Origin of the sequence: Bacillus sp. FSL M8-0256 (assembly GCF_038005765.1) — a bacterium.
In the GTDB taxonomy this organism is placed as follows: domain Bacteria; phylum Bacillota; class Bacilli; order Bacillales; family Bacillaceae; genus Bacillus; species Bacillus safensis.
Window position 1 is genome coordinate 2,927,869 of record NZ_JBBOTU010000001.1, and the last position, 26,838, is coordinate 2,954,706.

The window sequence follows — 26,838 nt, forward strand, 5'->3', positions numbered from 1 at the left end:
GCCCCCCTATTGTGGTATTTTTAACCTTTGTCCAGGGAAAATCCAATGCCCCGGCTGCTTAATATTGCGTCTGCTACGTTTAATCATCGCTGCTTTATTGGCATTCCAAATACGCCGCCATTTTGTACTGTCACCATAAAATCGGCCTGAAATGGCCCATAGCGTGTCCCCTTTTTTGACGGTGTACATTTTTGGTGGTGTTTTTGAAGGCCGCTTCTTTTTCGTTTGTTTTGCTTTTTTCTTTCGTTTGATTTTCCTAGGCGATGCGGTTTTATATTCCTTTAACTCGATCGTAAATTCACGATCTCCAATATCATATGACCCTTCCTTGTGGGTAAAGCTTTCAATGCTGCACGTCATATTGATTTTTGTCCCAGTTACAATCAACCGAACAGATTTCTTTGAACGCATCATTCGTTCAATTTTCGCGATCGCATTCTCTGGTGATGGAATGCTTTTATATTCAGCAATCGGCGAATATTTCTTAGGAAATAATGAGGTGAATGATACTTGTTTCGCCGATGGTACGTCAATAAAGGTCAGTTCTCCAAAAGAGGCGACCTTTACCGTTTCATTTTGTACGTTATTTGTGATTTCGAGTTCGGATGGAAGGACAGGGAATCGCAACTTGTCCTTTCCTTGGGAAATCCACAATTGATACACTGATTTACCCATCAATTACGACCCCCTTCGTTCCTGTATGAATCTCTACTTCTAGTTCATCTACAAGCATTTGTTTAATTTTTTCGACTAGCGATTGCTGATCTTGTCCATTATGGAAATGCTGATCTCCATTGAACTGAATCGTAATCTGTTTATTACCTGACGAAGTTGTACTGCCAGTAGTCTGAGCTGAGGTGACTTGCTGCATCTGTGCTTCTGGTAAAGGAGCAGATGCATTTGATGGATCATATACTTGCATCCCAAGTGCCTTGGCTGCCTGCGTCAATAAATACCTTCCGCGAATGCCTCTTTCTTCAGGAATAATCCATTCGCGTTTATTTCCTTCACCGACTCTAGCAACCTGCTCTTGAGTAATCAATCCGCCATTTGCGTAGCCTTTATAAGGTCCGCCTCTTCTCATACTTCGTAATCCCGGCGTGTTGAAGACTGTTCCATATCTGCCCTTAATGTAGTTAATGGCTGCTACGGCATTATGAATTGGATTCCAAATGTCATTCATGCCCTTGCCTTTATTAGCATTAAACGTCGTTCCTATGGTTTGCATTAAGCCTTTAGAAGGTGTTCCCTTTTTGGCGTTGGAATCCCATAAGTTGATCGCTCTCGGATTTCCACGTGACTCATGCTGCGCGATGGTCATCAGACCTGGAAGCCAGCTCATTGATGTGCCAGTTGCCATGAGAGCTGCCATCAGCCATTGCTGAACACTAAGACCTGAAGCTCCCATACCGCTGAAGGCACCGATTAATGAACCGGCCTGATTTTCAGCAAATTTTTTCACATCAACTGAGTCGAGCCCTTTGACAACACCGATTGATGCAAATTTCCCAAGACTCATCATGACGCGTGAAGGGGAATGAATGTCTAATTCCTCTCTAAACGCCTGTTCTACTTTCTTCGCCATTTCTTTGGCCGCTTGCGTGACTTCGCTTCCTTTGGAACGCATGCCGCTGTTAAAGGCGTCAATCATTCCAGAACCCCAGCCTGGTGATTCTTGTTTTGCTTGCAGGAATGGTTGTTTGATGTTTTGATCTACGTATTGGCTCGTGCCAATTGATGTGGCATTTTGGCCTGCTGCAAAACCACTAACCGTTCCAGAACCCCAAGTGGGTGATGCTGTCATCACTTGTTGGTAGGGTGCTTTTACACGACTTTGTAAAAAGCTATCTGTTCCAGTTGGTGTCATCTGCTGACCGTTTGCAAAGGCAGAAACCGTTTGCTGACCATACTTTCCTGAGTCTGATGTCAATTGACCAAAAGGCTGCTGAATATTCTTTTGTTTCCATTGATCAAGAGAGATGACTTTACGATTTAATCCTTGTTCAAAATCGTTATTAAATTGCTCGCCAATGCTAGAGGCTTGAATGTTCGCATTCAATGAGACTGATCCGCTTCCGCTCATTGAACCTACAGAAGATGATGGAGTTGTAGGTGCTGGGGAGCTTGACACTGGATTTCCTGCCGCTCCGCTTGGTACAACAGACATTCCAAGTTGAGAAGCTGCCTGTGCCAGCAGCATTTTTCCGCGTCCTCGGTTATTTTGAGTTGGAATAACAAATTCGTTACCAGCTTCACCGACCCATGATAAGGTTGGCTGGGTGATATAACCGCCTGTGGCGTTATTATCAGCACCTCCAAAGACATGTTTCAATACAAAATCAACCCCACCGCCAGCCTTATCAAAAATCTTTTTGACCCAGCCAAACGCTTTAGAAAACCCATCACCAATAGCTTCTGCTACTTTTACAATTGGCTTTTGAATGTTTTCCTCAAACCATTTGGATAATCCATCCCATATATCTGTCACAACTTTATACGCTTCTTCAAACTTTTTACCGAAACTGTCTTTAATGGTTCCTACCGTATCTACAAGTGGATTCCACACATTTTCCATAAACCATGTCGATACAACTCCAAAGATTGATTGTATCTTTTTCCATGCATTTGATAATGCTGTCCAAATTCCTGTAGCGACTGTAACAACTGTGCTGCTTAGCGGCGTCCAGACGTTCTCGATAAACCAGCCTGCGACTGCGCTGAACGTTTCTTGAATCCATGTCCATGCATTGACTAGACTTGACCAAATGGTCGTGGCTACTGTAACGACTGTACCGCTTAACGGCGTCCAGACGTTCTCGATAAACCAGCCTGCGACTGTACTGAATGTTTCTTGGATCCATGTCCAGGCGTTGACTAGGCTTGACCAGATGGTCGTGGCTACCGTAACGACTGTACCGCTTAACGGTGTCCAGACGTTTTCGATAAACCAGCCTGCAACTGTACTGAATGTTTCTTGGATCCATGTCCAGGCATTGACTAGATTTGACCAGATGGATGATGCTACTGTGACAACCGTACTGCTTAATGGTGTCCAGACATTTTCTGTGAACCAAGTCGCAACTGTTGACCAAACTTCAACAATTTGGTCTTTGATTTCAATGGCTTTTTGGCCAATCTTTTCAAATCCGCCGCCATCAAACCATTTTCCGATCGTTTCACCGATAGATTCGCCGCCCATACTTCCAGCGATGCCGCCTACTAGACCACCGATGGCTGTACCTACTCCTGGCACTACGCTTCCAATAGCTGCACCTGCTGCTGCACCTGCCATCCCGCCGGCGATACCGCCTCCAGTTGTACCGATCTTTTCACCAGCATTCTCTTTTTTCATACCGATTAAATTTGTTGCACTAAGTAAACCACCTAGAATAGGTACTTTCTTTAATAATTTACCGCTCCCTTTACCGATATTTTTCATCGCATCCCCTAGTCCACTTAACCCCTTGCCACCTTTCATTAGACCCGTAAACCCGCCAACTGAAGCTGCGATACCCGCACCTTTCTTTAGTCCACTAGGGATTTTTCCAAATAATTTACCTGCATTTGTTTTCAGTTTCCCTAATTTACTTGGAGGCCTTCTATTCATTTCGGTTCTTGATGTGGCATTTGGATTTGTTGATCCTCTCGGTGAACGGCCATTTTTCGCTTTAGTAGATCCTCGGCTGCTTATACCTCTTGCACAACAAGGGCAACAACTACTGCGAAACAAACCTTTTCCACCTCGCGGCTTAGGCTGCGTTTTAGGAGCTGAATTAGATGGTGCCGTTGTTGGTGCCGTTGTTGGTGCCGTCGTTGGTGCTGTTGTTGGCGCCGGAGTCGTACTGTTGTTTTCACTTGATTGATCACTTGTACCAAAGAGGCGATCTAATCCAGTCTTCACCCATTGATCTAGTTTTTCTTCAGGATTAAATTTAATCTTCTCTTTAATTCTTCCGATCACATCTTGTTTGTACTCTTCTATTTTATTTTCAACCCAAGGAAGTGCTTTTTCATCCCAAAACTTTCTAGGACTCAATTTTTCCTTCACTTTGTCTGCAACGTCACCTGCATATTTTTGAATTTCATTTAATCCTTTATTGGCAAAGTTCTGTAGCAAACTCTGTTTAGGTTCATCCGTTTTAGCTGACGGACTAGCAGCCTCAGGCTCTTTTTTTATGGTTTTTTCTTTCACAACAGACTCTGCCTGATCTCGTTTTTTCAACTTACTTTTTGCATTGTCTTGAACAGACACTCTGATTTCGTGTTTGGACATTGTCAAGCTTTTGAGTGTCTTTTTGATTCGTTGAATTGCAGCGGTGGCTTGGTCAACCATGTTTAATCTCATATAGTACGTTCTGTTGATGAGCTGAAGGATTGATTTTTTAATCGATGACATTTTCGCTGACAATTGATCGTTTAGTTTAAACGTCAGCATAATGGGACTTGTCCCCATTTGTTTCAAACGATCTATGTTGGATTTAATGACATTCAGCCCCTTCGCTTGAAAGGATATGACCAGATGATTTGGAATCATATTTAACTGATTGTTCAATGCTTTTAGATCCCGATAGATTCCTTGATCCAGCCTCATAGAAAATACTGAAACTTTCCGCAGCGATAAAGTGAGGTTTCTTAATTTCTTTTCATCCATTTCCAGACTTATTTTCACTGGTTTTCTAAATGGTTTGAGCTGCTTCTCAAACGTTTGAAAACGTTTTTGAATGCGTAATAACTTCTTCGACACCCGGTCTTCTAATTCAAATCGTGCTGTAAGTTTCGCCAATTATTTACCTCCTTTCTTTGCTTCTTTTTCTAGCATGTCTAGCTTGTAGCTGATGAGTCCGAAAAGGAATGCTTTGAACGGTCTTGGTGATTCGTATAATTCCAGGAGTTCAGATGGGGAGTAGTGAAGCTCGTGCATCGCGTAATATAAAAACACCGCTTCTTTATCCCCATCTTTTATTAGTTTTTTGCTGCTTCTTCTAAATCTTCAATTTCATCTTCGAATCCGTTGATTTCGATCGCTTTGTTTAACCAGTTCGCATATTCACCGCCGACTGACAGGACACGTTTTGCTACTTCAACTGGATCTTGTGTGCTGTAGGCTTCTCTTAATTCCTTTGAGCGGAAATCTGGATAAATCGTCGATTCAATCGCAATACGTGCGTAGAAGCGCTGGCTGTCTAAGTCTTTCACACGTCCTCTGCCTTTGACATTTTTGAAGGTTGTGTTTTCTTTTTCCAATTCATCAATACGTTCAGTTGTAATAGCTTTAAAGACAAAAGGAATGACATTTCCTTTTTTATCAACAAAACGCTTAGAAATCGGTACTTTGACTTCTTCCGCTTCTACTGTTTGTCCTGGCATAAAAAATGAAAGATCAAATGTTTGTTTTTCACTCATGTTTAAAAACTCCCTTTGTTATGTTTTTTTGAATGCAAAAAAGCACATCCATTTTTGAATGTGCTTTCCAATCTTTTCATGTATAATTTAAATTGTACAATTGAACGGCTTGCTCAAGGGCGTCTGACTCATCCCCGATAGGAAGGGGGTGATGCATATGTCAACATTTGAAGCGATTTCCCTTATGCTTTTATTCGGGATGTTTATCTTTACTTTGTTGACGTATATAGACAAAAAATAGACTCCCCCTTGAGCTGTGGAAGGTTAAAGGGAAGTCTACCTAAAGAACCTATTCGATAAGCCAGCCCCTTGAAGGGCCTCATTGTACATTGCCGGGATGTTAGAGCATCCTGGCTTCTTTTTATTTTATGCAAATTGCTTTGCAAGTAAACATATTTTAATGAATCGAATACAAGACGTTACCAGACGAAATGAAGACGGCATCAAGACGGTTGTATTACAACTGCATTATAGCATATTCAGCTGTTATTTAGCTAATTAATCAGCTAATTTCCTCCACTTTTCTTAGAATGTATTCTTCAGTTTTTCAGGCAGGTCAAAGTCCTCGAATGTGAAAGGAACTTCTTCTTCAAGTGCCTCTGAATCAACATCCAATCCAGCGATTTTAGCAGAATCAAAGTTGACATCAAATAATGTCACACGCTCAGTGCCACGGCCTGATGATTTATCGTCAATTACCGCTTGAAGAGTGAAATATGGATCTTCTCCTTTTTTCACATAATTGAGCATTAATTGAACGAAACGGGACGTAACTTTATAGAATGTTGCCGTTCCTGTTCCATTTGCTCCCGTTGTTTTATGGCCAGTCATTCGGCGGCCCATGACGTTGACTTCTGATTTGTTTTTCTCCACGTTTGCTTCGAAGGTTTTGATAAATGCAAGTTCCTCACCTTCTAAGAAAAGACGACCTTCTTTACCTGAAATTGTATTTTGCGCTTTAAAAGCCATCTTACTTCACCTCCACATTGAAATAGAATTTTTCTGCTGCATCTACTGGCTGAACCGCTAAATCGATGATAAATCCATCACGATCTTCATTGAGACCGATCACGATATCTGTTTCTGAATTAAAGCCTGTAATACCGCTGCCATCTTGAAGCTGTGTGAGATACTGGGTAATCAGTGTTTTCACAAGCTGCACACCATCATCTGATGCTGGAATGTCATTGCCATTGGCTTTACGTAATTTAATCAGATTTTTTAATTCGAATGTTAAATCATTGTTGATCGCATCAAGCACACGAATGATTTTGTTTTTCGCCATTTGCTGGTTCTTTTCAGCTGTGAAGCTTGTCAAGGAGTTAATATCTTTTTCAACACTCACCGTGCGATCTCGCGCATCAAAGGTGAAAAGGAACTCCCCTTGAGATAATCGGTATTCGACTTGATCATTGTCAAGGCGTTCTAATGTATCGACCGCTCCTTCGTATTCAACAAAGGTCAATGACTGATTGAAATTTGCTCCGGCACTTGCACCTGCGACCCATGCTGTTGTTTGAGCAGGTGTTAGTTCTGTTCCATCTTCGAGGACAACGCCGCTTGTCACATTGATGATTCCTTCTTGGTCCGCTGCATAATTCGCCACAACTCCTTGCACCTTACGTCCTTGCTTATCACGTAAACGTTCGATAAATGAAGCGAAGGTTGCTTTTAATTGCTCACTATTATCGACTGGAAGGGCAATGACATCAAAGTATTCTGTTTCTGCTGCTTCTAGGAAAGCTGTATAATCTGCGACACTTGCCACGCCATTTTTCCCGCCGCTTAGTGCCACACCAGCTGTGATGACAGCTTCACCTTCACCAGAAAATTGAACGTATTTGTTTTTCACAAGATCTTTCACATCAGTGACAACCTGTTTATCCACAATGTCTGTTCCAAGATAAGTGATCACATCGCGTTTTGTGCTATCAAGTACATTTTCGGCGACTTGTACTGTGATCTCATTTCCTTTTTGGCCGCCATAATTTGCTGTGACTACAAAATTTTCAGCAATTTCGGCTTTGGCCGGCTCTCCTTCATTGAGACGGTAAAGCAAGACCGTTTGCGCTTTTTTCTTTGCTTCACGGAAAAGAAGAAGTGACTTATCATCAATGTTGAGTCCAACCTTTTTATTTAAATCTTCCATATTTGAAACGGAAATAAAGGTTTTTGGTTCTCCCCAGCTCATCACAAGGGGAAGTGCCACCGTACCTCGATCGCCTAAAGTAATTCGCTGCTCTGCTGTTGTTTTAAAATTAAAGTAAATGCCAGGACGCTTTTTCTCTGTACCCGGTGTAAAAGTGCCTCCGTTCATCCTTTAAACCTCCTTGGACAAAAAAGCATCAATGTGCTTTTTCGCTTCTGTTTTTGTAATTGGTTGATGTTTGATATAAAAAAGAGCCCCTTCAAGGATTTCTGGTTTGACCCCAAAAAGATCCTTACTGTGCTCCTTCAAGGCTTCAAATGAAAAGCCAAATTCTTTTTCTTCGCCGGCTGTTTGAGCAGGCTGAGCATGTTTAGTCTTGCTCACGTTTGATCACCCCATCTGAAAAGTTGATGTCTTCAAGGCTTGCCTCTTTGTCGCGGTTATACCAATAGCTGCTATCCCACGTCAGGACAATCGCTGCTACACCTTGATCTATCATTCTTGTTTCCACTCTTTTTATGCGGACATAATCATCAAGCACCTCTCCGTCTTCACTCATCATCTGAATGATTTGACGATCAGCAAGCAATGCATCAACGATTGTTTCTGCCGCATCATGTGCTTTTTCTGTATCAATATGAAAGACTTTCACTTGCAGCGAATAAGATTTCATAAAGGTAGAGACCGTATCTGGACCACTGATCACTGTCACAGGCGGCACATAAACGGATGGCACTTGAAAGCGTTCTGGCAAAAGACGATCATACATTGTCACAGGAAAGTGTGTGTAGATATAATGCATGATTGCCCCGACTTCTTGATTCATTCCATCACCTCCCAAAATGTCGATCGAACCAGCTTTGCAGCTTTCGATCCAGCGACTGTTCAAACATTTGCTCATAGAGCATGACGGCATGATCCCAGTAGCCATTGCCATCAATCCATTGAGAGGCAAGCATCATTCCTGTACTTGCATTCGGATCATATTCAAAGCGGCTGCCAGTCCATCTGCCAGGCACCCATCTTCGCTCTCCACTTGAAGAAGTGGCATGTCCGTCATTGACATAGGAGGCATATTCAAGCTGCGTTCCCACTTCAAGTGTGAGACCGCCTTTTGAAATGAGAAAATGATTCTCCTTATCGCCTTGTGTAAAGGATCTAAGAAGCCGGCCTGTATCGACAGCATTCTCCTTGATTAATTCATCCTGAATGATGTCTAAAAACTGCAGGCCCATGTCCTCCAGCCAATCTTGATATTCTGCCTTTAAGCCGCCATCACCCGCTGTCTGCAGCTGTGAAATCAGCCGGTCAAGTCCAGCAATTTTCATAGATTTTCCTTCCTGACTGCTATCACTTCGATGTGATGATTTTTCACTTTTTTAGGCTGCTGTAATTTGAGTGACACGCCATTCCACACCATTTTGTCATGCAAGCGAATATCACTTGCTAAAGGAAAATGGACAAGATAGGATTGATAAATGACTGTATTCGGCTCTTCTTGCACAAGTGACTGGTTTTTTTCTATGACATAACAAGCAAGATCGGTCAGGCTGGGAGCATCGGGATAGGAAAGTGTTATTTGTAAATCATCAGCTGGAATTCCAAATTTCCCGCGGGCGGAATCCTGCTGTTCAAGGTGAAAAAGATCACAGCGGTCTGTTAATAGAGATTGATAGCTCATAATGACCTCACCTTTAACTTGGCACTGCCGCCGGTCAATGTTGGTTCAATGTAATCTACAAGCAGGGCATATACATAGGGTCTGCCTTTGACTTGATCAGCTGCCTTCGCATATGAATAATCGCCCATTTTCTCTGACGTAAAGCCTTTCATCATAGATTCATCATCATTCAGCATGGCAAAATATTGGGCCATTTTTAATAATGCGATTCTTGCTTTTTCAGGGAGGGGCTGATATTTTTCGCTTGAGAAATCGTGACCTACGATCTGAAATACCGCAGCTTCTGCTTCGATAATATCTGCTGTCAGTCTTTCCACAGATCGATTTTTCACACGATCAAAGACAGAATAGGCTTGCAGTTCTTCAGCAGAAATGATCATGGCCTGCCGTCACCTACTCTTTCACTTTCATCACTTTTGCTACAGCATCCTCTTCCTCAAATTTGCTGTCTAGCTTCGCTGTGAGGACAATAATAAATTTACGGCTGCGAATATCTTTTTCTACTTCAATTCGAATATGACGAGAGAAACCTACGATAATATTTTTAGGGTGTGTCAGCAAAATATCTGATACGTCTGTTCCCGCTTCGTCATATGGCTGCATATTGGCAAGGCCTTTGACCGGCACACCGAATGCAGAAGAAAGTCCGCCTTGAATGGCCGCATCTCCGAGGCCTGTCTGACGGTTTGCTACTTGATCCTTCCACTCAACTTCTAAACTTGGGGATGTGTAGAAACGGAAATCCTGAGGTACACGTAAATATTTTGACGGCATCGCTTTATAGGCTTGCTTAAACATTTGGCGGCTGATTTCCGCTCCGTTTGCATCTACGATATGAGAAACTGCTTGTTTTCTCACGCCATCCATTTGAGCTAAAAATGGATCTGCTGAAGTCGTATCGCCATTGACGATGAGCTCTTCAATGTCAACGGCTGCTCGTTCAGCGAGCATTTGCATAATCGTCTGCTGAATTCCGTCTTTCTCAATATTGTTTTCAATGCTGTCATAGGTCATATGAATCTCTGCGATGACCTCTTTCGCATTTAGCTGGACAGTGCTTGTCGCTGGGACAACACGGTCTTTCGCATCAAGTGCTTTGCCTTCTTCTGCTGGGCGCAAAATACGCTGGCCAAAGCCGATTTTTTCGATTTTTTGTGAATCACTTTCCATTGGAATGATACGTGCATCATTTAAAACGGTTGGTGTATTTTGCATCATTCTAATGAATGTGTTGGATTGGGTTGCGTTCATGAGACCGCCGGTTTTTAAGCTGGCAAGTGTCATTTCGGCCTTGCGAATCAACTCTTGATTTCTCACACTGTTTCCTCCTTATTTAGGCTTATAGTAAGCCATCCCATATGGGCTTTGTACTGTCGTTTTGTGTATCGTGGATTGTTTGTTTTGACATGCCGCGCGCTTTTTCAAGCATGTGAATCCGCTCTGAAATAGGCAAAAGCTGCTGCTGAAGCACTTGTTCAAGCGCTGCTTTTTCTCTGCTGGCTGATTTCTCTAAGGAAGAAAGCTGATGACGAATCGGTGCAACGACTTGCTCAAGCACCTTTTGGACAGGTTCTTCCCCTGTTTGATCTGTTTTCTGCTGTTCTGCCTGCTGTAAGACGTTTTCAATGGCCATTTTTGCTTTTTCAAGCTCTTGTACTTGCTCCGTTGTCAGAGCGGCATCTTGTTTTTGTACGGAGGCTGGCCTTTCACCAATCGTTTGAAGCACATCTTCTGTCTTCAAAATGTCCTGCACGATTGGCAGCAATTGCTCAAGCGCTGATCTTACACCCGCCTCATCACCATCACTTGACTGTAAGGCTTCCAGCAGATGGTCTAAAACGCTCCAAAATTGTTGTGACATGTTTGCACCTTCCTCTTTCAAAAAGAAATTTTTCAGCAAAGAAAAAAGCCCTCTCTCATTTGTGCTTTGAGATAGGAGCTGATCTTGTTCTTCTATTGCTACGATGTCCGCCGTTCCAGCCATTGAATAGCCTGTAATGTGGCCTTTCTGAATTTGATCCCAAATCTCTTGGGAAGCCTTTGTTACGAGCACCCAAGATCCTTTTCGAATCAGCTCACCGCCTACCTCAAAATCAGCGGGGGCAATGTACGATTCAACAACCTCGCCCACACCATGTTGAAAATCATGCTGCTTGTCAATGTGGCGAGCATCCTTCATAAAACCATGTGCCGCTCTTTCAATTTCTTTTGCAGACATAAAGTCTTGGTGTGCATCAGGTGTATTCGGTTCATACACGACACCATACACAAGACGATGAGCATCTTCTGCCTTTGTCAGCACACTAACCTCCTTTTGAAAGTCAGGCTGGCTTTTCTTTGCCTTCATCAAAAAGAATTTCTTTTTGTTTGCGGCTCTGTCCACATAGGAAACATGCGTAATTTTTGCGTTTTTTAATTCTCTTGGCATATGTTCACCCCCTTTCAAAAAAGCGCATGCGCTTCGGTTTATTTCTTCAGCTGATTGGCCTCTCGTTGAGGCTGTTGTTCGGCTGATGTCATGCGGCTTTCTAAAGGTCTGTGATAGAGATCCTCCGGCCATTCCTCTAACGTTTTCCCAAGGATACGTCCTGCTAGATCTCGCAAATCGTTTGGTGACACTGCCCCAGCCTGAATAAACGGTGTCAGAACCTTGGCAATCTCTAATGGATCTCTAAAGTCAGGACCATTTAATAGGAAACGAACATGCCAAATATCAAGATCCGGCAAGAAAAGGGTATTGAGCTTTCCTGTGATGAGATGCCGTTCAGGCTGAAATACCTGTTCTTCTGTTGTTTTCCGCGCCGTATCGGCTGTCGCTTTGTTATAGTCTTGAGACTCACCTGTGTAAATAGGCGGCAGGCGAAAAGCAGAGCGGATTTTGTTTCTTGTTTTTTCATCATATTCTAAAAAGAGTGCATCTTCTTGCAAGATCTCTGCTAGGGATTTGAAGTTCACTTTGACATTTGAGACATCTTCTTCTCCAGTTAACCCTTTTTCCGTCGGGAGACCTTCGACTTCAAGCAATAGAAATTTATGTGCATGATCAGAGCCTTCAATATCGTCCATATAATCCTGAAGCTGCTGATAGGAAGACTCAGACAGCATTCCATTTTCGACAATGATGGCACCAGGTACATGCCGCCCTTGTTTAAAATAAAGATAGTTCAATTCTTCTGCCTTGCGTGCCCCATACATATTGACGATGTTGCCAATCCAGCGGGGAATCCCATACGTTCCACTGCCTATTTTAAAATGAATCACTTCTGTTGCGCGCAGCGGCTCTGGGGTGGTGTCATCGTATTTGCCTGTCTCACAATGTAAAATGCGCGGATCACCATACTCCTTGAAGAAGACTTTCTTTTCATTGATCACCTGCACATATTTACGGAATCGTTTCTTTCGATTCATTGTTTTCAATTCGCCGTTTTCTGTATACCGGAATTCAACGTCAACTGGCTCACTAAGCTTGCAAATACGGATATGGAGCGCATCTAAATACTCGATTCCTGCCGGCTTTCCCTGACCATCTCGGAGAACCTCTAAAAAACCATTCCCCGTTTTCTCCCGGTCTTCGATGACATAGCCAAGCACCACATCAGCAGACTCATCATAGTTCATGTATTTCGTAAACTCTTCAAGTCTTGTCCATTCCTTCTCTGCTGCTTTCTTTTTTGCCGGTTTCACACCTTCTGCATTAAAGTCAAAGGCATATTCTACACCAAAACCAAAGCCTAAAATATTGGTCTTATACGCATCAATACATTGCTGAAGAATGGTTGAATATTCTGCCATGCTTTTTAATTCATTGATATTGTAAGGCGGGGGAACAATGTCATCTTTTTCGTAGGAAAATTCATCTGCATACATTTGTTTTGTATGATCAGACATGTTTGCCTTCATAATGGTTGCTTTCAATTGTTTCATTGTATGGACCTCCTCTCTCTGTTTGGACGGACACGCTCTGAGGCGGTCTGTTTCAAATCTGTCACTTCATAATCATCCAGCGCATACCAGATGGCTGATAAAGTGTGCGGATCGATTTGAAATTCATCTTCCTCTAGACGTCCATCCTTATCTGCCTTATAGGTTAGTGATTGAAGTTCATAGATGGTATATGGACAAGCATCAGAACAAATAATTTTCTTAAACCGTTTGATTTTTTTTGTATACTGCAAACGTGAGCCTTGGAATTTATGTGCCGCTACCATTTGAAAGCCGCGCTGCCGAAAATAGTGAATGGTTTTAGGTTCGGCTGCGTCGGCTTTAATCAGTTCCTTTGATTCAATGAACTCTTTCAAGTCAGTGGCTGTTTCATCATCTGTTTTCCCGCGATCGTAATATTCCCAATAAATATATAAGTACTTTTTTTCATGATCGACAGCTAACCGAATGAGCGCATTGTATGATTCAACAAATCCAAAATCCATCCCTGCTCGTTTCAGCGGTCTGTCAATCTGCTGAATGGCTTCTAATACATCAGAATGGCTTCTCACCTCAAATTGAGGAAAAACCTTTGTGCCATTAATGCCGAAATACCCCTTCCTCGCAATACGATAGAGATCTGGATCATACTCTTTCAGCTCATCCAGCTGCTTCACGTAGCTTTTAGGAAGGAATAGGTTATCTTCCGCCGTGGAGTGATGATAGTACGTATCCTTGATGACAACAGTTCGCTTTTTGTATAAGGTTTCGTCATCTAAAACAAATCGCTTCAGCTGTTCATCTCGAAAAAAATGTCTGTACGTCCAATTATCCTGACCAACAGGATTCGTCGATAACATCATATAAAGCGGTAAGGATGGATGCCTCAGCCTTCCAAGCAGCTCTTTAAAACCTTCATAAGAAACCTCTGAACATTCCTCAATCCAAATGATCGAGATGTTGTTGATCGATTTCAATTTTTCAGGCTTGTCCAGTCCTTTAAATAGGATGCTGCTGCCGTTTCGAAATGTTAGTGCAAGCGGCGAACTTCGGCACTTCACCACGTGGTCGATGCCGAGGTCGCTAACGATTTCTTGTAATAAAGAAAAGGTTGATTCGCGGTGCGTATCATACACTTCTCGAATGACAAGTGCTGTCCGCTTTTCTTCCAACAGCTTTAAGACAAGCTTTAAAGCAATGTGATAGCTTTTAGAGGAGCCATAGCCCCCTACTAAAAATTGAAACTTTTGATTCCAATCGAATAGAAAATGTTCAAAATGAGGATTGACTTCTTTTTCAATCAATGGCGTCATGAGTCGTCCTCTTTTCGCTTGATCATAATTTGAAGATCTTCCTCTTTTTCTTCACGCACTGCTTTTTTCGTTTTTTCGATCGTCAGTTCAATTTGCTTCAGCCTTAATCTTCGTTCATCCTTCGCATGTGCGAGCTCTTCAAACTGTTTTATTAGACGTCTGAGTTCACCCATTGCACGGGATTGTGCATTTAAAAACGTGGCATGCCGATCCCATGAAAATTGAAACGAGTATTCTTCTGAGGTGATGTCTAGTTCTGGCTGAATGCCTTCGCCTGTTTCTTCTAATGAAGATGGCATGTATGCCGCCTTTTTCAGCTCTTTAATCATGTCCTCTTGATCTGCTACATACATGATTCGCTGCGCACGAATAATGGCTGCATATTGAATTTGAATTTGATCCCAGATTAAATCAAGCGATGTGCGTCCATCCATTTTCTCCATGATTTCAATCGTTTCATCTGAAAGAAATTGATTGAAAATCGAGTGTGCTTGCTTTGACGAAGTTTTTTGTCTTTGCCATCCGTATCGCCTTTTCCACGATTTGACGGTATGGATCGAGACATTGTAATGATCAGCAATTTGCTGGTACGTCATCCCCTTCATATAATCCTGCTTGGCCTCTATCCGTTTATCTTTCATTTACATTCACCTGCCGCCTCCTTTTAATTCGAATGATTCCCTCTGAAGGAATCATTTGTGTAGGGCTAGCAAACATTCGTTTGGTCTTTCTAACTATAGGTGGCAACTGTAAGACAAGCTTTAGCTGTTTTATTTTTGAACAGAAAAAACACCTATTCAGCAGCTCTGAATAGGCGTTCTTGTACTTTTTTGGACATCTTCGTCCGCGCTCTTTCCATATGTTTTTGGACAGTTCCTTTTTTGACATCCAGCATAACCGCAATCTCGCTAAACGATAACCCTTGTGTTGTGTGCATAAAGAATACGTCCTTTTCTCGATCTGTTAAAACAGACAAAGCTTCATCAATTCGTCTTTTGTCTCTCTCACTGACTTCTCTTTCTTTCTCTTGAATAAGGGTATATTCATGTGATAAAGCCTCTAACACTTCTGGATTTGCGAGAATGGTACGCTGATAGACTGAACGTCTGTCTAATCCTCTGCGCGCACCTGGCTCTCTTCCGATTTGAAGCCATTCTACTACGTATTCCAGATCGCTTACCATACTGGCGATCATTTTTTTATCATGCTTGTCTTGAACGGACAGCTGATGTTCTTCTTTTTCTTTAAATGGTTCATATTGTTTTCTAGCATTCTTTAAAGCTCTTTTATATTCAATGAGTAAATCTTGCATATTGGCTCTCTCCCTTTTTTAAGAAAATAAAAAACGGACACCAATCAAGCCCCCTTTTAGCAGGGTCTTGATCAGTGTCCGCAGGCTTTCCGTCTTGGACATAATATTGTGCTTTGATGTGTTCAGTCAGTTAGCTGATTTTAAAACCAATCTCGTGATCTACTCTTGCAAAATGACCTTTTGCCGTTTGAATAATGGTTTTTCCATGTTCAGGTACATCCATTTTATAAGCCGTTCCTACATTCCCATCTAACACGATGACTTGAATTTTTCCTTTTTCCATCTCACCGACAAATGTTTGGTTTTCTTGAATGAATAGTTGTTTTGGCTCGTTCATATGCTTGTCTCCTTTTTTGGTGATGGCCTCGTGCCACCACCTACCGTATTGATAATGATTTCAACTCTTGGACACATACTATAAAACTGGGAAACTCTTAAATCGACCATCTGCAGAGGGACTTCATCAGCTATAGAATGAAGTGCTTCTTGAATATGCTGTAGATTCGGCTGAAAGATGCTGACGTGTACTGGGCGTATCAACCCTTTTTCTGCGTATGTACGCTTTTTTTGGCAGTCAGCTATGTCAAACGGCATGTGATCAAATAAACGAATTTCAAGTGATAGTGCGCCTTTTAATTTTTGCGGGCATTGCCCTTTTGCAGCTGATCGTATTCTTTTCATCAATGTCTCTTTTGTTAACAAATGCTCATGTTCAATAATTAAATGGATGACCATGTTATGATCTCCCGTCATCCTTTGACCACTGGCGGATGTCTTGTTCGTTTTTACTCGCTTTGAGCAAGCATTTCAAAAATGTCATGATTTGCTTCCATCGTTTCACGTTGCCCTGATTCCTCCTTTTTTGTATCATCGACCTTAGCCTCCAGGAGGGTCATATATGTCTCTTTCTCTTCTGCTGTGGCAAAAACAAACATCGGTTTCTGACGATGAAAGGCGATCCAGCCGCCAGCTTGGTCTAAACAAAGCTGCGCTTCTTTTCTAGCATCAAACGTCAGCTGATGTCTCATCTTCTTCAGCTCCCTCCAAGCTGTCCTCAATTTCTGTTTGGTATCCATATCGTTTCATGTCATATAACCAATAGCTTTTTGGATAACCAAAGTCACTCATCTGAGTCACCATTGGATGTTCAATATTCATTCTGCTCGTCTCCCCTTTTCTAAGAACCGATCTTCTCTTAAAGAATTACTCTTTTCGTGTAACTTTTGGCCAAAAAAAAGCTCTTGAACCCCGGTATTCAGCAGATCTGCAATATGCTTTGCTATTTCTAAGCTAGGCTTCGTTCTGCCCATTTCGATATTCGCATAGCCACTTGTGTACTTATATCCCAATTTTTTCGCCATATAGGTTTGTGTTTTACCTTGCAATATGCGCTCTTCTCGTAAATTTTCAAGTTTCATCTGTCCACCTCTTACTCAATATGTGTAAGTTATATTCATTATGATAATATACACGTAAAGAGTAAGTCAATCACATTTTTATTCTTTTTGTGTATTTATTTATCTTTTCCGTGTAATTCATGATAAAATTTACTCATAACATGAAAAAAGGTGTTTCTGATGGATAATTTGACTGGGAAGATTCTAACTGAATTAAGAGAGAAGCATGGATGGAGCAAGTCAACAGTTGCTAAAAAACTCGGATTAAAGGCAATGTCCACTTATGCAAACTGGGAATACGGCTTGAGAAAACCCGACGGTGAAATGATTGTGAAAATTGCCGAGTTATATGGGGTCTCAACCGATTATCTTCTCACAGGTAAGGACAAAGGCAGGCCCGATGACGATCTTGCAGACGATCCTGATTTGCAAATTGCGTTTAAAGCAGCCTCAGATTTTTCCGAAGAAGCACGAAGACAAACCATCGATTTTATTAACTACATTAGAGAAAAAGAGAAGCAAAAAGGTCGTCAGCCAAAAAAGCGTGACGACAATTGATCATCTCTTTTCATCTGCTTTACGCTGGGACGCACCCAGCTTTTTTTTATACCTCTTTTTCCCTTAAAAAAGAAATAGCATATGAATAAAAAATCATATTTTTTCCAACAAATATGTGACAATTTTCGCCATAATTACTCTTTTTTTCATATATTTTAATTGACAAATAATTCTATTATTATTAATATATGTATATACCAAAAAAAAGGAGTGTTACCGATGAAAAAATTCATGAAAATCTGTACATTGTCTTTAGCTGCTGTAGGTGCTCTTACGTTCTCTCAAACTGAAGGTGCTCATGCAGCTGCACAGCCAAAAGAACCAGTCATAGCAAAAGCTCCTATTATGAATAAAGTAATTACGGTGAACCGTACACTTTCTGTAGGTTCTTCAATCGCCGTCTCTCTTCCAGCAAGCCAAATTTCTGTGTCGGGTGCAACGTATGCAATTCAATTAGATCAAACAGCTCCAAACTTCACTTGGATTCGCGCTGTACAACGCGGTTCTGTAACAGTTTCCTACTATAATTCACTAGGCGAGCTTGTGATTAACTATATTACTGTTCGATAAACAATCTAGCTTTACATATCTAAAGGCGATGACATGAAGTCATCGCCTTTTGGTGTTTAGAGTCGGTTTCATCTGAATCATGATTGCCAACATCCGCCCAATATGTTAACTTTTAATAAAAATAAGTTAACATATTAAGGGGGCATTCATGATGAGAGAGCAGCTGTCTTTGTCTTGGGAAGCAATAGCGGAGAAGGCGATGAAAAATGAACCGATCACGGTGCAAGAGGGTCTAGACATTCTTGAAGCTGACGATAGAGAATTGTTATCTATTATGCAAGCAGCCTATCAGGTACGATTTCATTTTTTTCAAAAAAAGGTGAAATTAAATATGATTTTTAACGCGAAAAGTGGATATTGCCCTGAGAACTGTGGATATTGTTCACAGTCGATGATTTCAAAAGCACCAGTTGAAAGATATACAATGCTTGATCAAAAGACCATTGTAGATGGTGCGCGTGAAGCTCTTAAAAGAAAAGCCGGGACTTATTGTATTGTGGCAAGCGGGAGAGCGCCTTCTCATAGGGAATTAGATGAAGTCACAGCAGCAGTCAAGGAGATCACTGAAACGATGCCTTTGAAGGTGTGTGCCTGTCTTGGGTTATTAAATGAAGAAAAAGCGAAGCGGCTGAAGGAAGCGGGTGTTCATCGGTATAATCACAATATCAATACACATCATGATCATCATGCTCAAATTACGACAACTCATACATACGATGACCGCGTGTCGACCATTGAGCAGGTCAAACAGTCTGGCATGTCACCTTGCTCAGGGGTCATTATTGGAATGGGTGAAACCAATCAGCAGATCGTTGAAATGGCTTTTGCGCTTAGAGCACTTGATGCGGATTCAATTCCAGTCAACTTTCTTCATGCCATCGAAGGAACACCGCTTGAGCATCAAAAACGAACACACCCAATCAAAGCATTGAAAGTGCTGGCAATGATGAGATTTGTCAACCCAACAAAAGAAATTCGGGTATCCGGAGGCAGAGAGTTTAATTTACGGACACTCCAGCCGCTCGCACTTTATGCCGCAAATTCCATTTTTGTTGGTGATTATTTAACAACTAAAGGCCAGCAAGTCCAAACGGATCATCACATCATTGAAGATTTAGGGTTTGAAATAGAAGAATGTGCGTTATAAAAAAAGTCTGCCGATTCTCCGGCAGACTTTTAAGATTAGAATCTTTTATGAAAATCGACAGTTCCGCTTCCATCTTCTCGGTCAAAGCTGCCAACAAACGTCCAGTTAATATATCCACCGTCGCCATTATTGACAAACGTACCATCTTCAAATACCCAAATACCAAACGTAATACCGTCATATTCAACACTATCATAGTAAACAACATTGTTCAGACCGCTAAAGTCGTGGTCTTGGCTTAAGTTTTGGACAACTACGTTGTAGTTTTGACCTGCTTCATAGAACGCACTGTATGCTGCATTTTTTACGAATCCATCACGATTTTGAGATGACTTTACTGCTTGTTCAATTTTATCGGCAATGGCTACTGGATCAATAGAGACACTTCCATCAACCCCTGTTGTTGTAGCAGCTTCAGCCGTTTGACCAAAAGTCGTAAGAGATAGAGGGGCAGCAATCATTGATGTAGCGATGACAGAACCAACAAACATTTTGCTTGTTTTTCTCATTATTTCTAACTCCTCCTTTAATTGGTATGTTTATGTACTACCCCTTTATCTGTCTCTTAAACACTAATTTATGAAAAAAATTCTTATTCTACCAATTAAGAGGGTGTTTTTACTGTTTAATTAGGCGAAATAACAAAAAAACTACTCTTATAAAAGAGTAGTTTCAGATTGTTGACAAAGGGCTAAAATGATCTTGATTTTAGCCCTTTGTCTTCTTTTCAGCGTGATAGAAAACCTTTGCAGTCTAGGAAGGACGAGCACCGGAGCGAATTCGACATTCGTGAGCACTGGAGCGCAGACCTGACACCGAATGCGAGGGTTTGTCTACACGCTGAAATTACTCTTTATAAAAGAGTAGTTTACAGTATTACATGAACAGGATAAATAAAATCACACCTAGGATAATTCGGTATATCGCAAAAGGCACCAGTTTGATTTTATTGATCAGTTTTAGGAAGAATCGAACAACAAAGAGAGCCACAACGAACGCACTCACAAAGCCGACGATAAAGAATGGCAGCATGTCCGGTGTTAAATATTCGGCATTTTTCACAAGGGTTAACAAGCTTGCTCCTGCCATAATCGGCATCGCCATGATAAATGTAAAGTCTGCCGCAGCACGGTGATTCAAACCAAGAATAACCCCGCCTGCGATCGTCGAACCTGAGCGCGAAAAGCCTGGCCATAATGCTAAACATTGAAACAGTCCAATATAAAGCGCTTGTCTGTACGTCATGTTATCGACAGAGCTTGTTTCTGTTTTTCGTTTATTGATCCAGTCAGCGACAAGCATCAGCACTGCCCCTAAAATCAAACCGACAGCGACTGTTCTGACGTCAAATAAGTATTTATCAATATAATCTTCAAATAAGAATCCTAAAATGACGGCTGGAACAAGTCCAACTGCAATTTGGGCGATGGTCAGTTTATGCCCGCTGCGCTTTTGCTCTTCGGTGATATTCTTCTTTAAGCCCAATAAGTTTAAAATACGATCTTTAAACACGATCATAACAGCTAAAATTGAGCCTAACTGAATCACGACTTTAAATGTGTTGGCCGCTTCTGGCGTAATAATTTCCTTTGATTTTAACCAAAGATCATCGACAATGATCATGTGACCTGTAGATGAAACAGGTGCGTACTCTGTTAATCCTTCGACAATTCCTAAAACCAGTGCCACGAATAAATCCCATAGATTCATGATTTTCTTTCCTTTCAATTCTGATCTTTTGAACACGCCAAACATCTATGTCCACATAAAGACAAGCTTCCTTCATCGAAAGCTCGTCTTTATGATACTATATTTTTTTCAAAAAAAGATTATGACATCAAACCTTTTCTTCTTTATACAAATTGGACCGCATTTTGAACCAATCAAATAAGTGAGTCGTGATGACCTTCAGAACGGCATACGTCGGAATAGCGACAATGATGCCGACCACGTTAAACAATTTCCCAGCTGTTAATATAACAAAAATAATTGTAATGGGATGAATATGAAGGTTTTTCCCCATCACCTGAGGAGAAATGAATTTCCCTTCAACTAGCTGAACCACTGTCCAGACTATAATGAGTTTTAACAGCATTACTGGTGACGTCACAAGTGCAATCACAATCGCTGGTGTAATCGCAATTGTTGGACCAAGGTAAGGCACTATGCTTGTACATGCAGCAATGATAGCGAGCAGCAGCGCATAGTCAAGTCCAATGATCATATAACCGATTAACAGAAGAACACCGATACAGAAGCTGACAATGATCTGTCCGCGAATATACGAGCTCAGACGGTGGTTCATTTCGTGAAGCATGATATGTGTATGTTCCCTCATTTTACTTGGGAAAAATTTCAATAGATAGTCAGGCAGCTTTTTGCCGTCTTTTAATAGATAAAACAGAATAAACGGCACAGTCACGATCGAGATGATGACTTCTGTGAGCGCCCCTAAGAATGTTCCTACACCGGTAAAGGTGCTTTCCAAAATCTTCGTCGCTTGACTGGATGCTTTACTTACTAATTCAGACACGTTAAAGTTCATCGAGTTTTGCACTTGATTAATAAAGTTACTTCCTGTTAATTGTCTAATTTGATCTTCTACCGTATCGACGTATTTCGGAAGATTATGAAATAGACTCATGGTTTGAGCTTGTAAAAAAGGAATAATGGACACGATGGTCACTGTAATAATCCCAATAATGACAATATATAAAAGCAAAATGGAATAGATCCGCTTAATTCTTGCTTTCTCTAACAAGTTGACAATTGGATTTAATAAATAATACACGACCCCCGTTAAAATAATCGGTAAGGCAATGGTTTTGACGAGTACAATGAGCGGTGTGAAAATAAATGATGTTTTCATGAAAACAAGGATATTCAATCCAATTAATAACAGGACGAGTAAAAAGAGAACAAACTTGTTATCAAGAAAAAATTTTCTAAATCGACTGCTCCACATTTGCATAGAGTTCATATCGTTCCTCCAAACACGGGCTATTTTTATGAGTAAATTGTACACTACTTGATCATGATATGGTGGTCATTGTTTCAGCTTTTTTTCCCATTTTGCAATAGACATCACCCATACAATGAGAATCGGCTGTCCAATAAGCCTTATCCATAGCAAGGCTTGTTCTGTATTTTCTTGACCTGGAAATGGTATTCCCTCACGAGCAGCAAATAAGTTTGCAGGGAAAATGAGTACAAGATAGACAGCAATGGATTTTGCCGCTGTAATCCTGACATTTGGCAAAAGCAGCAGCACGGCAAGCAGCCATTCAAAACATGCAGTCGCATAGACCATTACATATGGAAATGGCCAGCCTGGCATCATGCGGGCAAAGCCGCTCGGCTCTATCACATGAAAAATACCAGCCGCTATGAATAAAAGCGCAAAGGTGTATGTACTTCCTATATGCAGGACGCGCTTCATGTTTTCTCCTCTCCCTTCTATCTTGAGTATTACCCGAAGAAGGAAGAAACTACCCACTTTTCGTACATTTATATCCTTTATATAAGACGTTTCAGCCTATATAAAGGTTTCATCCGCTTGTCAATAAAAAGAATATTCTTTCATACAAACGCTTTCAAAGCATGTATAATCAGAGAAAAGCAGAAGGAGGGAATCACATGATTCGATTTGCTGTCATCGGAACGAACTGGATTACAGATCGGTTCTTACAAGCTGGTGAAGAACTAGCTGATTTTACATGTACAGCCGTCTATTCACGGTCCGCTGAAAAAGGACAGGCCTTTGCCGAAAAATATGGGATTGATACGTTTTTTACGAACTTACAACAAATGGCGGAAAGTGATACGTTTGATGCCGTGTATATTGCGAGTCCAAATGCCCTTCATAAAGAGCAAGCCATGTTGATGATGGAGCATCAAAAGCATGTTTTATGCGAAAAACCATTCGCCTCTCATCGAAAAGAAGTGGAAGAAATGATTGCCGCAGCGAAAAAACATCACGTTTGTTTGATGGAAGCGATGAAAACGACATTTCTGCCTAACTTCCTTCAAATCAAACAGCATCTTGATCAGCTTGGACCTATCAGGCAAGTGGTCGCGCATTACTGTAAATATTCTTCAAGATACGATGCCTATCGAAGCGGCGAGCTTCCAAATGCCTTTAAGCCTGAGCTATCCAATGGTTCTTTAATGGATATCGGGGTGTACCTCGTTTACCCAGTCATATCCTTATTTGGTCTGCCGAATCAAATCACCGCGAGAGGCTATAAGCTTTCTTCTGGTGTGGATGGGAACGGTTCAGTCCTTTTACAGTATGACGGGCATCAAGCACTTCTTTTTCATTCTAAGATTTCAACGTCTCATTTATCGGCTGAAATTCAAGGCGAGGATGCTACAATGGTGATTGATCAATTCCACCGTCCTTCACAAATTACGATATATGACCGTGACGGACATCAAACTGACATCTCTCTCAAAGATGATCAGCCAGCTATGTCTTATGAAATGAATCATTTTATTGAGTGTATTCAGCAGGGAATGGGGCAGTCTCCGGTCAATACATTTGCCTTATCTGTTCAAACCATGTCCGTCATGGACGAAGCGAGAAGACAAATGGGCGTGATGTATCCTGCCGACAGACAAAATGTATAGGGCATGAAATGATGAACAAAGAGCGAATGATTGATTTGTTCGCCCTTTGTTTTTTACGTTTCGTGTCAGTCATTTATTTTGCCGCTAACACATCCGCAAATGCTTTCACATACGGCGGAAGGTCAGGCGGGCGTCTGCTGGAGATGAGGTGGCCATCTGTGACAACTGCCTCATCGAACCAGTCCGCACCAGCATTTGTCATATCATCTTTAATACCAGGTGTACTTGTCACTTGTCTGCCTTTCAGGATTCCTGCTGATATCAGCACCCAGCCGGCATGACAAATCTGACCGATTGGTTTTGCCTTCGCATCAAATGTACGGACGATGTCTAATACTTCTGGATAGCGGCGCAGTTTATCAGGCGCCCATCCACCAGGGACAAGCACAGCATCATAATCATCAGCTTGAATGGAATAAAAATCTGCATCGGATACCGCCGGCACACCATATTTCCCGATGTACTCATGATTTGCTTTTTCACCTACAAGATGGACAGTTGCTCCCTCTTCTCTTAATCGTAGAACCGGATACCACAGCTCTAAATCTTCAAAATCATCGCTGACAAACGCAATGACCTTCTTATCTGATAAACGCATACTATCTCTCCTCTTCTTTCGATTTCCTCTATTGTACGAGATGTCCTGTTAAAAAGAAAAGCGGTTCCCCTTGAGGAGAACCACTTAACCTTATTCACTAATCTTGAATTTTTTAATTAAATCACGTAATTCTTCCGCCATTTGGGAAAGAGTCGTAGATGAAGAACTAATCTCTTCCATAGAAGCAAGCTGCTCTTCAGCAGATGCTGCGATATCTTGGATGCTTGCTGAACTCTCTCTCGATACATCTGCAATTTCATTCACTGCTTTAGAAATTTGCTCAGATCCTTTCGACAGCTCACGCACCGTTGTATTCATTTCATTCATTCTTGCTGCGATTTCCGCTGTTTGTTCATTTATTTGTGAGAAGCTTTCTTTCGTTTGATCTGTAATTGTAAGACCATTCTTCACTTCTTCATTCACTGCTTTGAACATATTTTGAGATGTTTCAATTTCAGTGACGATTTCATTTACAAGCTTTTCAATCTCTTTTGCTGAATCCGATGATTGAACCGCTAGTTTACGCACTTCTTCGGCAACAACAGAGAATCCTCTGCCTGACTCGCCTGCGCGTGCTGCTTCAATGGCGGCATTTAGTGCAAGTAAATTCGTTTGATCCGCAATACCGTTAATCACGCCTAAGATGTTTGTGATATCTTTTGATTTATGCTCTAGCCCGTTGATCACGCCTTCAGCTTCTTTCACTGAATGGTCAATCGTCTTCATTTGGCCAACAGTTTGCTCCACAAGCTGTCCGCCTGTTTCCGCAACTGTTTTTGATTGAATAGATGACGATGTGATGACATCAGACGTTTCGGCAACTTCGTTCAGACCCTCATTCATTTGTTTTAAATGAGCCGCGCTTTGCTCCACCATTTCGCTTTGATTTTCGTTGCCGTTTGAGAATGTTTCAATAGATGATGTAATATGTTCGGTTGCTTTTGTTGTTTGACCTGCGCTCGCCGTCAGTTCTTCAGATGATGAAGCGACATTCTCAACAGATGTTTGTACAGCTTGAATGACATCTCTTAGGGACTCACTCATTTCATTAAAGCTTGTGCCAAGCTGTCCAATTTCATCTTTTGAGCGGACATCAATTTTTTCTGTCAAATCTCCCTGACTGATCTTCTTCGAAGAAGAGACAAGAGTGGAAAGTGGTTTTGTAATGGAACGGATGATAAAGAAGATTAGAATCCCGCCAATGATAAGCGCGCCTGTTAAAATAATAGCGGCCATGTTAAAGACTGGCTGTGCAGCTTCTTCTACTTCACTGACAAACATCGTCCCGACAATCTTCCAGCCAGTCGCCTTGTTTGTGGTGAACTCCATTTGCTTTTCTTTTCCTTCAAACATGTAGCTCATAGCTCCGTTATCTTGTGAATACAGTTTTTCTAACCATTCACCGGATAATTTTGTTCCTGCTTTTTTCTTTGGATGTGCCACATATGTACGATCTGGACTTCCAATAAAGGCATAGCCTTGTTTCCCAATGTTAATGCTATTGGATTCTTTAACTAGATTCGCAATGTCTAGGTTCATCGCGATGACGCCTGATCCATCCTCTAATTTTTTAGAGATGGTCACCACAAGTGTACCGGTTGAAGCCGTTGCATATGGTGCTGAAACAGACAGCTCACCGTTTTTCGCCCAGCCGTCTTTATACCAATCACGCTCAGTTGCGACATAATCGGCAGGCATTTTTTGATTAGGATATCTTGAAAACACTTTACCGTCACTTGAAGCGACAAAAATGCCTTCTGTGTCATCATTCATGCTCATGAACTGCTCAAAGCGTCCTTGAATATCGGTCGTTCCTTTTTGCTTGAGCTTTTTCTCCGTGATCCATTTGCTAAAGAAATCGGCTGCGTCTGTTTTCACTTTTACAACCTTCGTAATATTTTTATCTAGCTGCTCTACGTTTTCCTTTGCACTTTGCATAATTTGATCATTTAAGGAGGTGCTTGCCGTATGGTATGAAGAGAATGCCAATACGATGATTGGGCATAAAAGAATAAATAAGAAAGAGAATACGAGCTTTTTTGAAATAGATGGCTTTCTGAAATACTGTATGAATTTCATAAAAAAGAAAACTCCTTTTAGTAAGATAGTATATATATCGGAAGTACTACTAGGTTCTTTACTTTTTTAACTTATTAAAGT

33 protein-coding genes are annotated in these 26,838 nt (G+C 41.4%); 5 read left to right on the forward strand and 28 right to left on the reverse strand.

Translation table 11 applies throughout. From position 1 onward, the window contains the following. Positions 1 to 6: 6 nt before the first annotated feature. Genes NSQ76_RS15140 through NSQ76_RS15155 form a run of 4 tightly spaced genes read right to left on the reverse strand, consistent with a single transcriptional unit; the run spans position 7 to position 5,403 of the window. On the reverse strand, positions 7 to 675 hold the full coding sequence (locus NSQ76_RS15140) for a LysM peptidoglycan-binding domain-containing protein (RefSeq protein ID WP_149126340.1): 669 nt from the start codon (positions 673 to 675) through the stop codon (positions 7 to 9). After that, complete coding sequence (locus NSQ76_RS15145) at positions 668 to 4,783, reverse strand: transglycosylase SLT domain-containing protein (protein WP_341054631.1); 4,116 nt, start codon at positions 4,781 to 4,783, stop codon at positions 668 to 670. The genes NSQ76_RS15140 and NSQ76_RS15145 overlap by 8 nt, the downstream gene beginning before the upstream one ends. Next, a complete protein-coding gene (locus NSQ76_RS15150; RefSeq protein ID WP_095357030.1) occupies positions 4,784 to 4,921 on the reverse strand; it encodes a hypothetical protein in 138 nt (45 codons plus the stop codon). Between the two features lie 41 nt (positions 4,922 to 4,962). Next, positions 4,963 to 5,403: a phage tail assembly chaperone gene (locus tag NSQ76_RS15155; protein ID WP_012011040.1), complete on the reverse strand. Its 441-nt coding sequence runs from the start codon at positions 5,401 to 5,403 to the stop codon at positions 4,963 to 4,965. Between the two features lie 184 nt (positions 5,404 to 5,587). On the opposite strand from NSQ76_RS15155, the gene NSQ76_RS20975 reads away from it, so the two are divergent. Continuing rightward, positions 5,588 to 5,644, forward strand: a complete 57-nt coding sequence (locus tag NSQ76_RS20975) for a putative holin-like toxin (protein ID WP_350223447.1) — start codon at positions 5,588 to 5,590, stop codon at positions 5,642 to 5,644. Between the two features lie 284 nt (positions 5,645 to 5,928). Here NSQ76_RS20975 and NSQ76_RS15160 read toward each other — a convergent pair whose 3' ends face one another. The 18 genes from NSQ76_RS15160 to NSQ76_RS15245 form a co-directional block, all read right to left on the reverse strand. Beyond that, positions 5,929 to 6,372: a phage tail tube protein gene (locus NSQ76_RS15160; RefSeq protein ID WP_024423257.1), complete on the reverse strand. Its 444-nt coding sequence runs from the start codon at positions 6,370 to 6,372 to the stop codon at positions 5,929 to 5,931. Between the two features lies 1 nt (position 6,373). Beyond that, positions 6,374 to 7,720 (reverse strand): phage tail sheath family protein, encoded by a 1,347-nt coding sequence (locus NSQ76_RS15165; protein WP_103131529.1) that lies wholly within the window; start codon positions 7,718 to 7,720, stop codon positions 6,374 to 6,376. 3 nt (positions 7,721 to 7,723) lie between these two features. Continuing rightward, positions 7,724 to 7,936: a hypothetical protein gene (locus NSQ76_RS15170; protein ID WP_034282476.1), complete on the reverse strand. Its 213-nt coding sequence runs from the start codon at positions 7,934 to 7,936 to the stop codon at positions 7,724 to 7,726. Next, positions 7,923 to 8,378, reverse strand: coding sequence for a phage tail terminator family protein (locus tag NSQ76_RS15175; RefSeq protein ID WP_024425901.1), 456 nt, complete (start codon positions 8,376 to 8,378; stop codon positions 7,923 to 7,925). Before NSQ76_RS15175 ends, NSQ76_RS15170 begins: the two co-directional genes overlap by 14 nt. A 4-nt stretch (positions 8,379 to 8,382) precedes the next feature. Beyond that, positions 8,383 to 8,880, reverse strand: a complete 498-nt coding sequence (locus NSQ76_RS15180) for an HK97 gp10 family phage protein (RefSeq protein WP_341054635.1) — start codon at positions 8,878 to 8,880, stop codon at positions 8,383 to 8,385. Then, positions 8,877 to 9,233 carry a YqbH/XkdH family protein gene (locus tag NSQ76_RS15185; RefSeq protein ID WP_025094218.1) on the reverse strand — a complete coding sequence of 119 codons (357 nt, stop codon included), beginning with the start codon at positions 9,231 to 9,233 and terminating at the stop codon, positions 8,877 to 8,879. Before NSQ76_RS15185 ends, NSQ76_RS15180 begins: the two co-directional genes overlap by 4 nt. Then, positions 9,230 to 9,613, reverse strand: a complete 384-nt coding sequence (gene yqbG, locus NSQ76_RS15190; RefSeq protein ID WP_024423261.1) for a protein YqbG — start codon at positions 9,611 to 9,613, stop codon at positions 9,230 to 9,232. The genes NSQ76_RS15185 and yqbG overlap by 4 nt, the downstream gene beginning before the upstream one ends. A gap of 13 nt (positions 9,614 to 9,626) precedes the next feature. Next, positions 9,627 to 10,550, reverse strand: coding sequence for a phage major capsid protein (locus NSQ76_RS15195; protein WP_024423262.1), 924 nt, complete (start codon positions 10,548 to 10,550; stop codon positions 9,627 to 9,629). Between the two features lie 22 nt (positions 10,551 to 10,572). Continuing rightward, entirely contained in the window at positions 10,573 to 11,661 is a 1,089-nt protein-coding gene (locus NSQ76_RS15200) for an XkdF-like putative serine protease domain-containing protein (protein WP_341054640.1), read from the reverse strand. A gap of 38 nt (positions 11,662 to 11,699) precedes the next feature. Further along, the gene (locus NSQ76_RS15205) at positions 11,700 to 13,157 is read right to left on the reverse strand and encodes a phage portal protein (protein ID WP_034624554.1); all 1,458 of its coding nucleotides are present in this window, start codon (positions 13,155 to 13,157) and stop codon (positions 11,700 to 11,702) included. After that, positions 13,154 to 14,455 carry a PBSX family phage terminase large subunit gene (locus NSQ76_RS15210; RefSeq protein ID WP_162860192.1) on the reverse strand — a complete coding sequence of 434 codons (1,302 nt, stop codon included), beginning with the start codon at positions 14,453 to 14,455 and terminating at the stop codon, positions 13,154 to 13,156. The genes NSQ76_RS15205 and NSQ76_RS15210 overlap by 4 nt, the downstream gene beginning before the upstream one ends. An 8-nt stretch (positions 14,456 to 14,463) precedes the next feature. Continuing rightward, positions 14,464 to 15,108 carry a phage terminase small subunit gene (gene terS / locus NSQ76_RS15215; protein ID WP_024423266.1) on the reverse strand — a complete coding sequence of 215 codons (645 nt, stop codon included), beginning with the start codon at positions 15,106 to 15,108 and terminating at the stop codon, positions 14,464 to 14,466. Positions 15,109 to 15,260: 152 nt separating this feature from the next. Continuing rightward, positions 15,261 to 15,779 (reverse strand): sigma-70 family RNA polymerase sigma factor, encoded by a 519-nt coding sequence (locus NSQ76_RS15220; protein WP_024423267.1) that lies wholly within the window; start codon positions 15,777 to 15,779, stop codon positions 15,261 to 15,263. Between the two features lie 130 nt (positions 15,780 to 15,909). Next, entirely contained in the window at positions 15,910 to 16,116 is a 207-nt protein-coding gene (locus tag NSQ76_RS15225; RefSeq protein WP_024423268.1) for an XtrA/YqaO family protein, read from the reverse strand. Further along, a complete protein-coding gene (locus tag NSQ76_RS15230) occupies positions 16,113 to 16,514 on the reverse strand; it encodes a hypothetical protein (RefSeq protein WP_034624557.1) in 402 nt (133 codons plus the stop codon). The genes NSQ76_RS15225 and NSQ76_RS15230 overlap by 4 nt, the downstream gene beginning before the upstream one ends. A 50-nt stretch (positions 16,515 to 16,564) precedes the next feature. Next, positions 16,565 to 16,807, reverse strand: a complete 243-nt coding sequence (locus tag NSQ76_RS15235) for a hypothetical protein (protein WP_029706250.1) — start codon at positions 16,805 to 16,807, stop codon at positions 16,565 to 16,567. Beyond that, positions 16,785 to 16,937 carry a hypothetical protein gene (locus NSQ76_RS15240; RefSeq protein WP_162860191.1) on the reverse strand — a complete coding sequence of 51 codons (153 nt, stop codon included), beginning with the start codon at positions 16,935 to 16,937 and terminating at the stop codon, positions 16,785 to 16,787. Before NSQ76_RS15240 ends, NSQ76_RS15235 begins: the two co-directional genes overlap by 23 nt. Continuing rightward, positions 16,934 to 17,197: a helix-turn-helix transcriptional regulator gene (locus NSQ76_RS15245; protein WP_034624558.1), complete on the reverse strand. Its 264-nt coding sequence runs from the start codon at positions 17,195 to 17,197 to the stop codon at positions 16,934 to 16,936. The genes NSQ76_RS15240 and NSQ76_RS15245 overlap by 4 nt, the downstream gene beginning before the upstream one ends. 159 nt (positions 17,198 to 17,356) lie before the next feature. Here NSQ76_RS15245 and NSQ76_RS15250 point away from each other — a divergent pair, with 159 nt between their 5' ends. The 3 genes from NSQ76_RS15250 (at position 17,357) to bioB (ending at position 19,451) form a co-directional block, all read left to right on the forward strand. After that, a complete protein-coding gene (locus NSQ76_RS15250; RefSeq protein ID WP_024425910.1) occupies positions 17,357 to 17,734 on the forward strand; it encodes a helix-turn-helix domain-containing protein in 378 nt (125 codons plus the stop codon). Between the two features lie 219 nt (positions 17,735 to 17,953). After that, on the forward strand, positions 17,954 to 18,304 hold the full coding sequence (locus NSQ76_RS15255) for a hypothetical protein (protein WP_024425911.1): 351 nt from the start codon (positions 17,954 to 17,956) through the stop codon (positions 18,302 to 18,304). A 151-nt stretch (positions 18,305 to 18,455) separates the two neighbouring features. Further along, a complete protein-coding gene (bioB, locus tag NSQ76_RS15260) occupies positions 18,456 to 19,451 on the forward strand; it encodes a biotin synthase BioB (protein ID WP_034624561.1) in 996 nt (331 codons plus the stop codon). A gap of 35 nt (positions 19,452 to 19,486) precedes the next feature. Here bioB and NSQ76_RS15265 read toward each other — a convergent pair whose 3' ends face one another. The 4 genes from NSQ76_RS15265 to NSQ76_RS15280 form a co-directional block, all read right to left on the reverse strand. Further along, positions 19,487 to 19,960 carry a hypothetical protein gene (locus tag NSQ76_RS15265; protein WP_024423274.1) on the reverse strand — a complete coding sequence of 158 codons (474 nt, stop codon included), beginning with the start codon at positions 19,958 to 19,960 and terminating at the stop codon, positions 19,487 to 19,489. A gap of 367 nt (positions 19,961 to 20,327) precedes the next feature. Beyond that, positions 20,328 to 21,161, reverse strand: coding sequence for an undecaprenyl-diphosphate phosphatase (locus tag NSQ76_RS15270; RefSeq protein WP_025094210.1), 834 nt, complete (start codon positions 21,159 to 21,161; stop codon positions 20,328 to 20,330). 127 nt (positions 21,162 to 21,288) lie between these two features. Then, positions 21,289 to 22,431, reverse strand: coding sequence for an AI-2E family transporter (locus NSQ76_RS15275; protein WP_024423275.1), 1,143 nt, complete (start codon positions 22,429 to 22,431; stop codon positions 21,289 to 21,291). A 66-nt stretch (positions 22,432 to 22,497) separates the two neighbouring features. Next, the gene (locus tag NSQ76_RS15280) at positions 22,498 to 22,890 is read right to left on the reverse strand and encodes a DoxX family protein (protein WP_034622098.1); all 393 of its coding nucleotides are present in this window, start codon (positions 22,888 to 22,890) and stop codon (positions 22,498 to 22,500) included. Between the two features lie 197 nt (positions 22,891 to 23,087). On the opposite strand from NSQ76_RS15280, the gene NSQ76_RS15285 reads away from it, so the two are divergent. Beyond that, positions 23,088 to 24,080 carry a Gfo/Idh/MocA family protein gene (locus NSQ76_RS15285; RefSeq protein WP_034622101.1) on the forward strand — a complete coding sequence of 331 codons (993 nt, stop codon included), beginning with the start codon at positions 23,088 to 23,090 and terminating at the stop codon, positions 24,078 to 24,080. A gap of 73 nt (positions 24,081 to 24,153) precedes the next feature. Here the strand turns inward: NSQ76_RS15285 and NSQ76_RS15290 are convergent, their stop codons facing one another. Next, the gene (locus tag NSQ76_RS15290; protein ID WP_024423278.1) at positions 24,154 to 24,678 is read right to left on the reverse strand and encodes a type 1 glutamine amidotransferase domain-containing protein; all 525 of its coding nucleotides are present in this window, start codon (positions 24,676 to 24,678) and stop codon (positions 24,154 to 24,156) included. Positions 24,679 to 24,768: 90 nt separating this feature from the next. Further along, entirely contained in the window at positions 24,769 to 26,757 is a 1,989-nt protein-coding gene (gene tlpB / locus NSQ76_RS15295) for a methyl-accepting chemotaxis protein TlpB (RefSeq protein WP_034622103.1), read from the reverse strand. Positions 26,758 to 26,838: the final 81 nt, after the last annotated feature.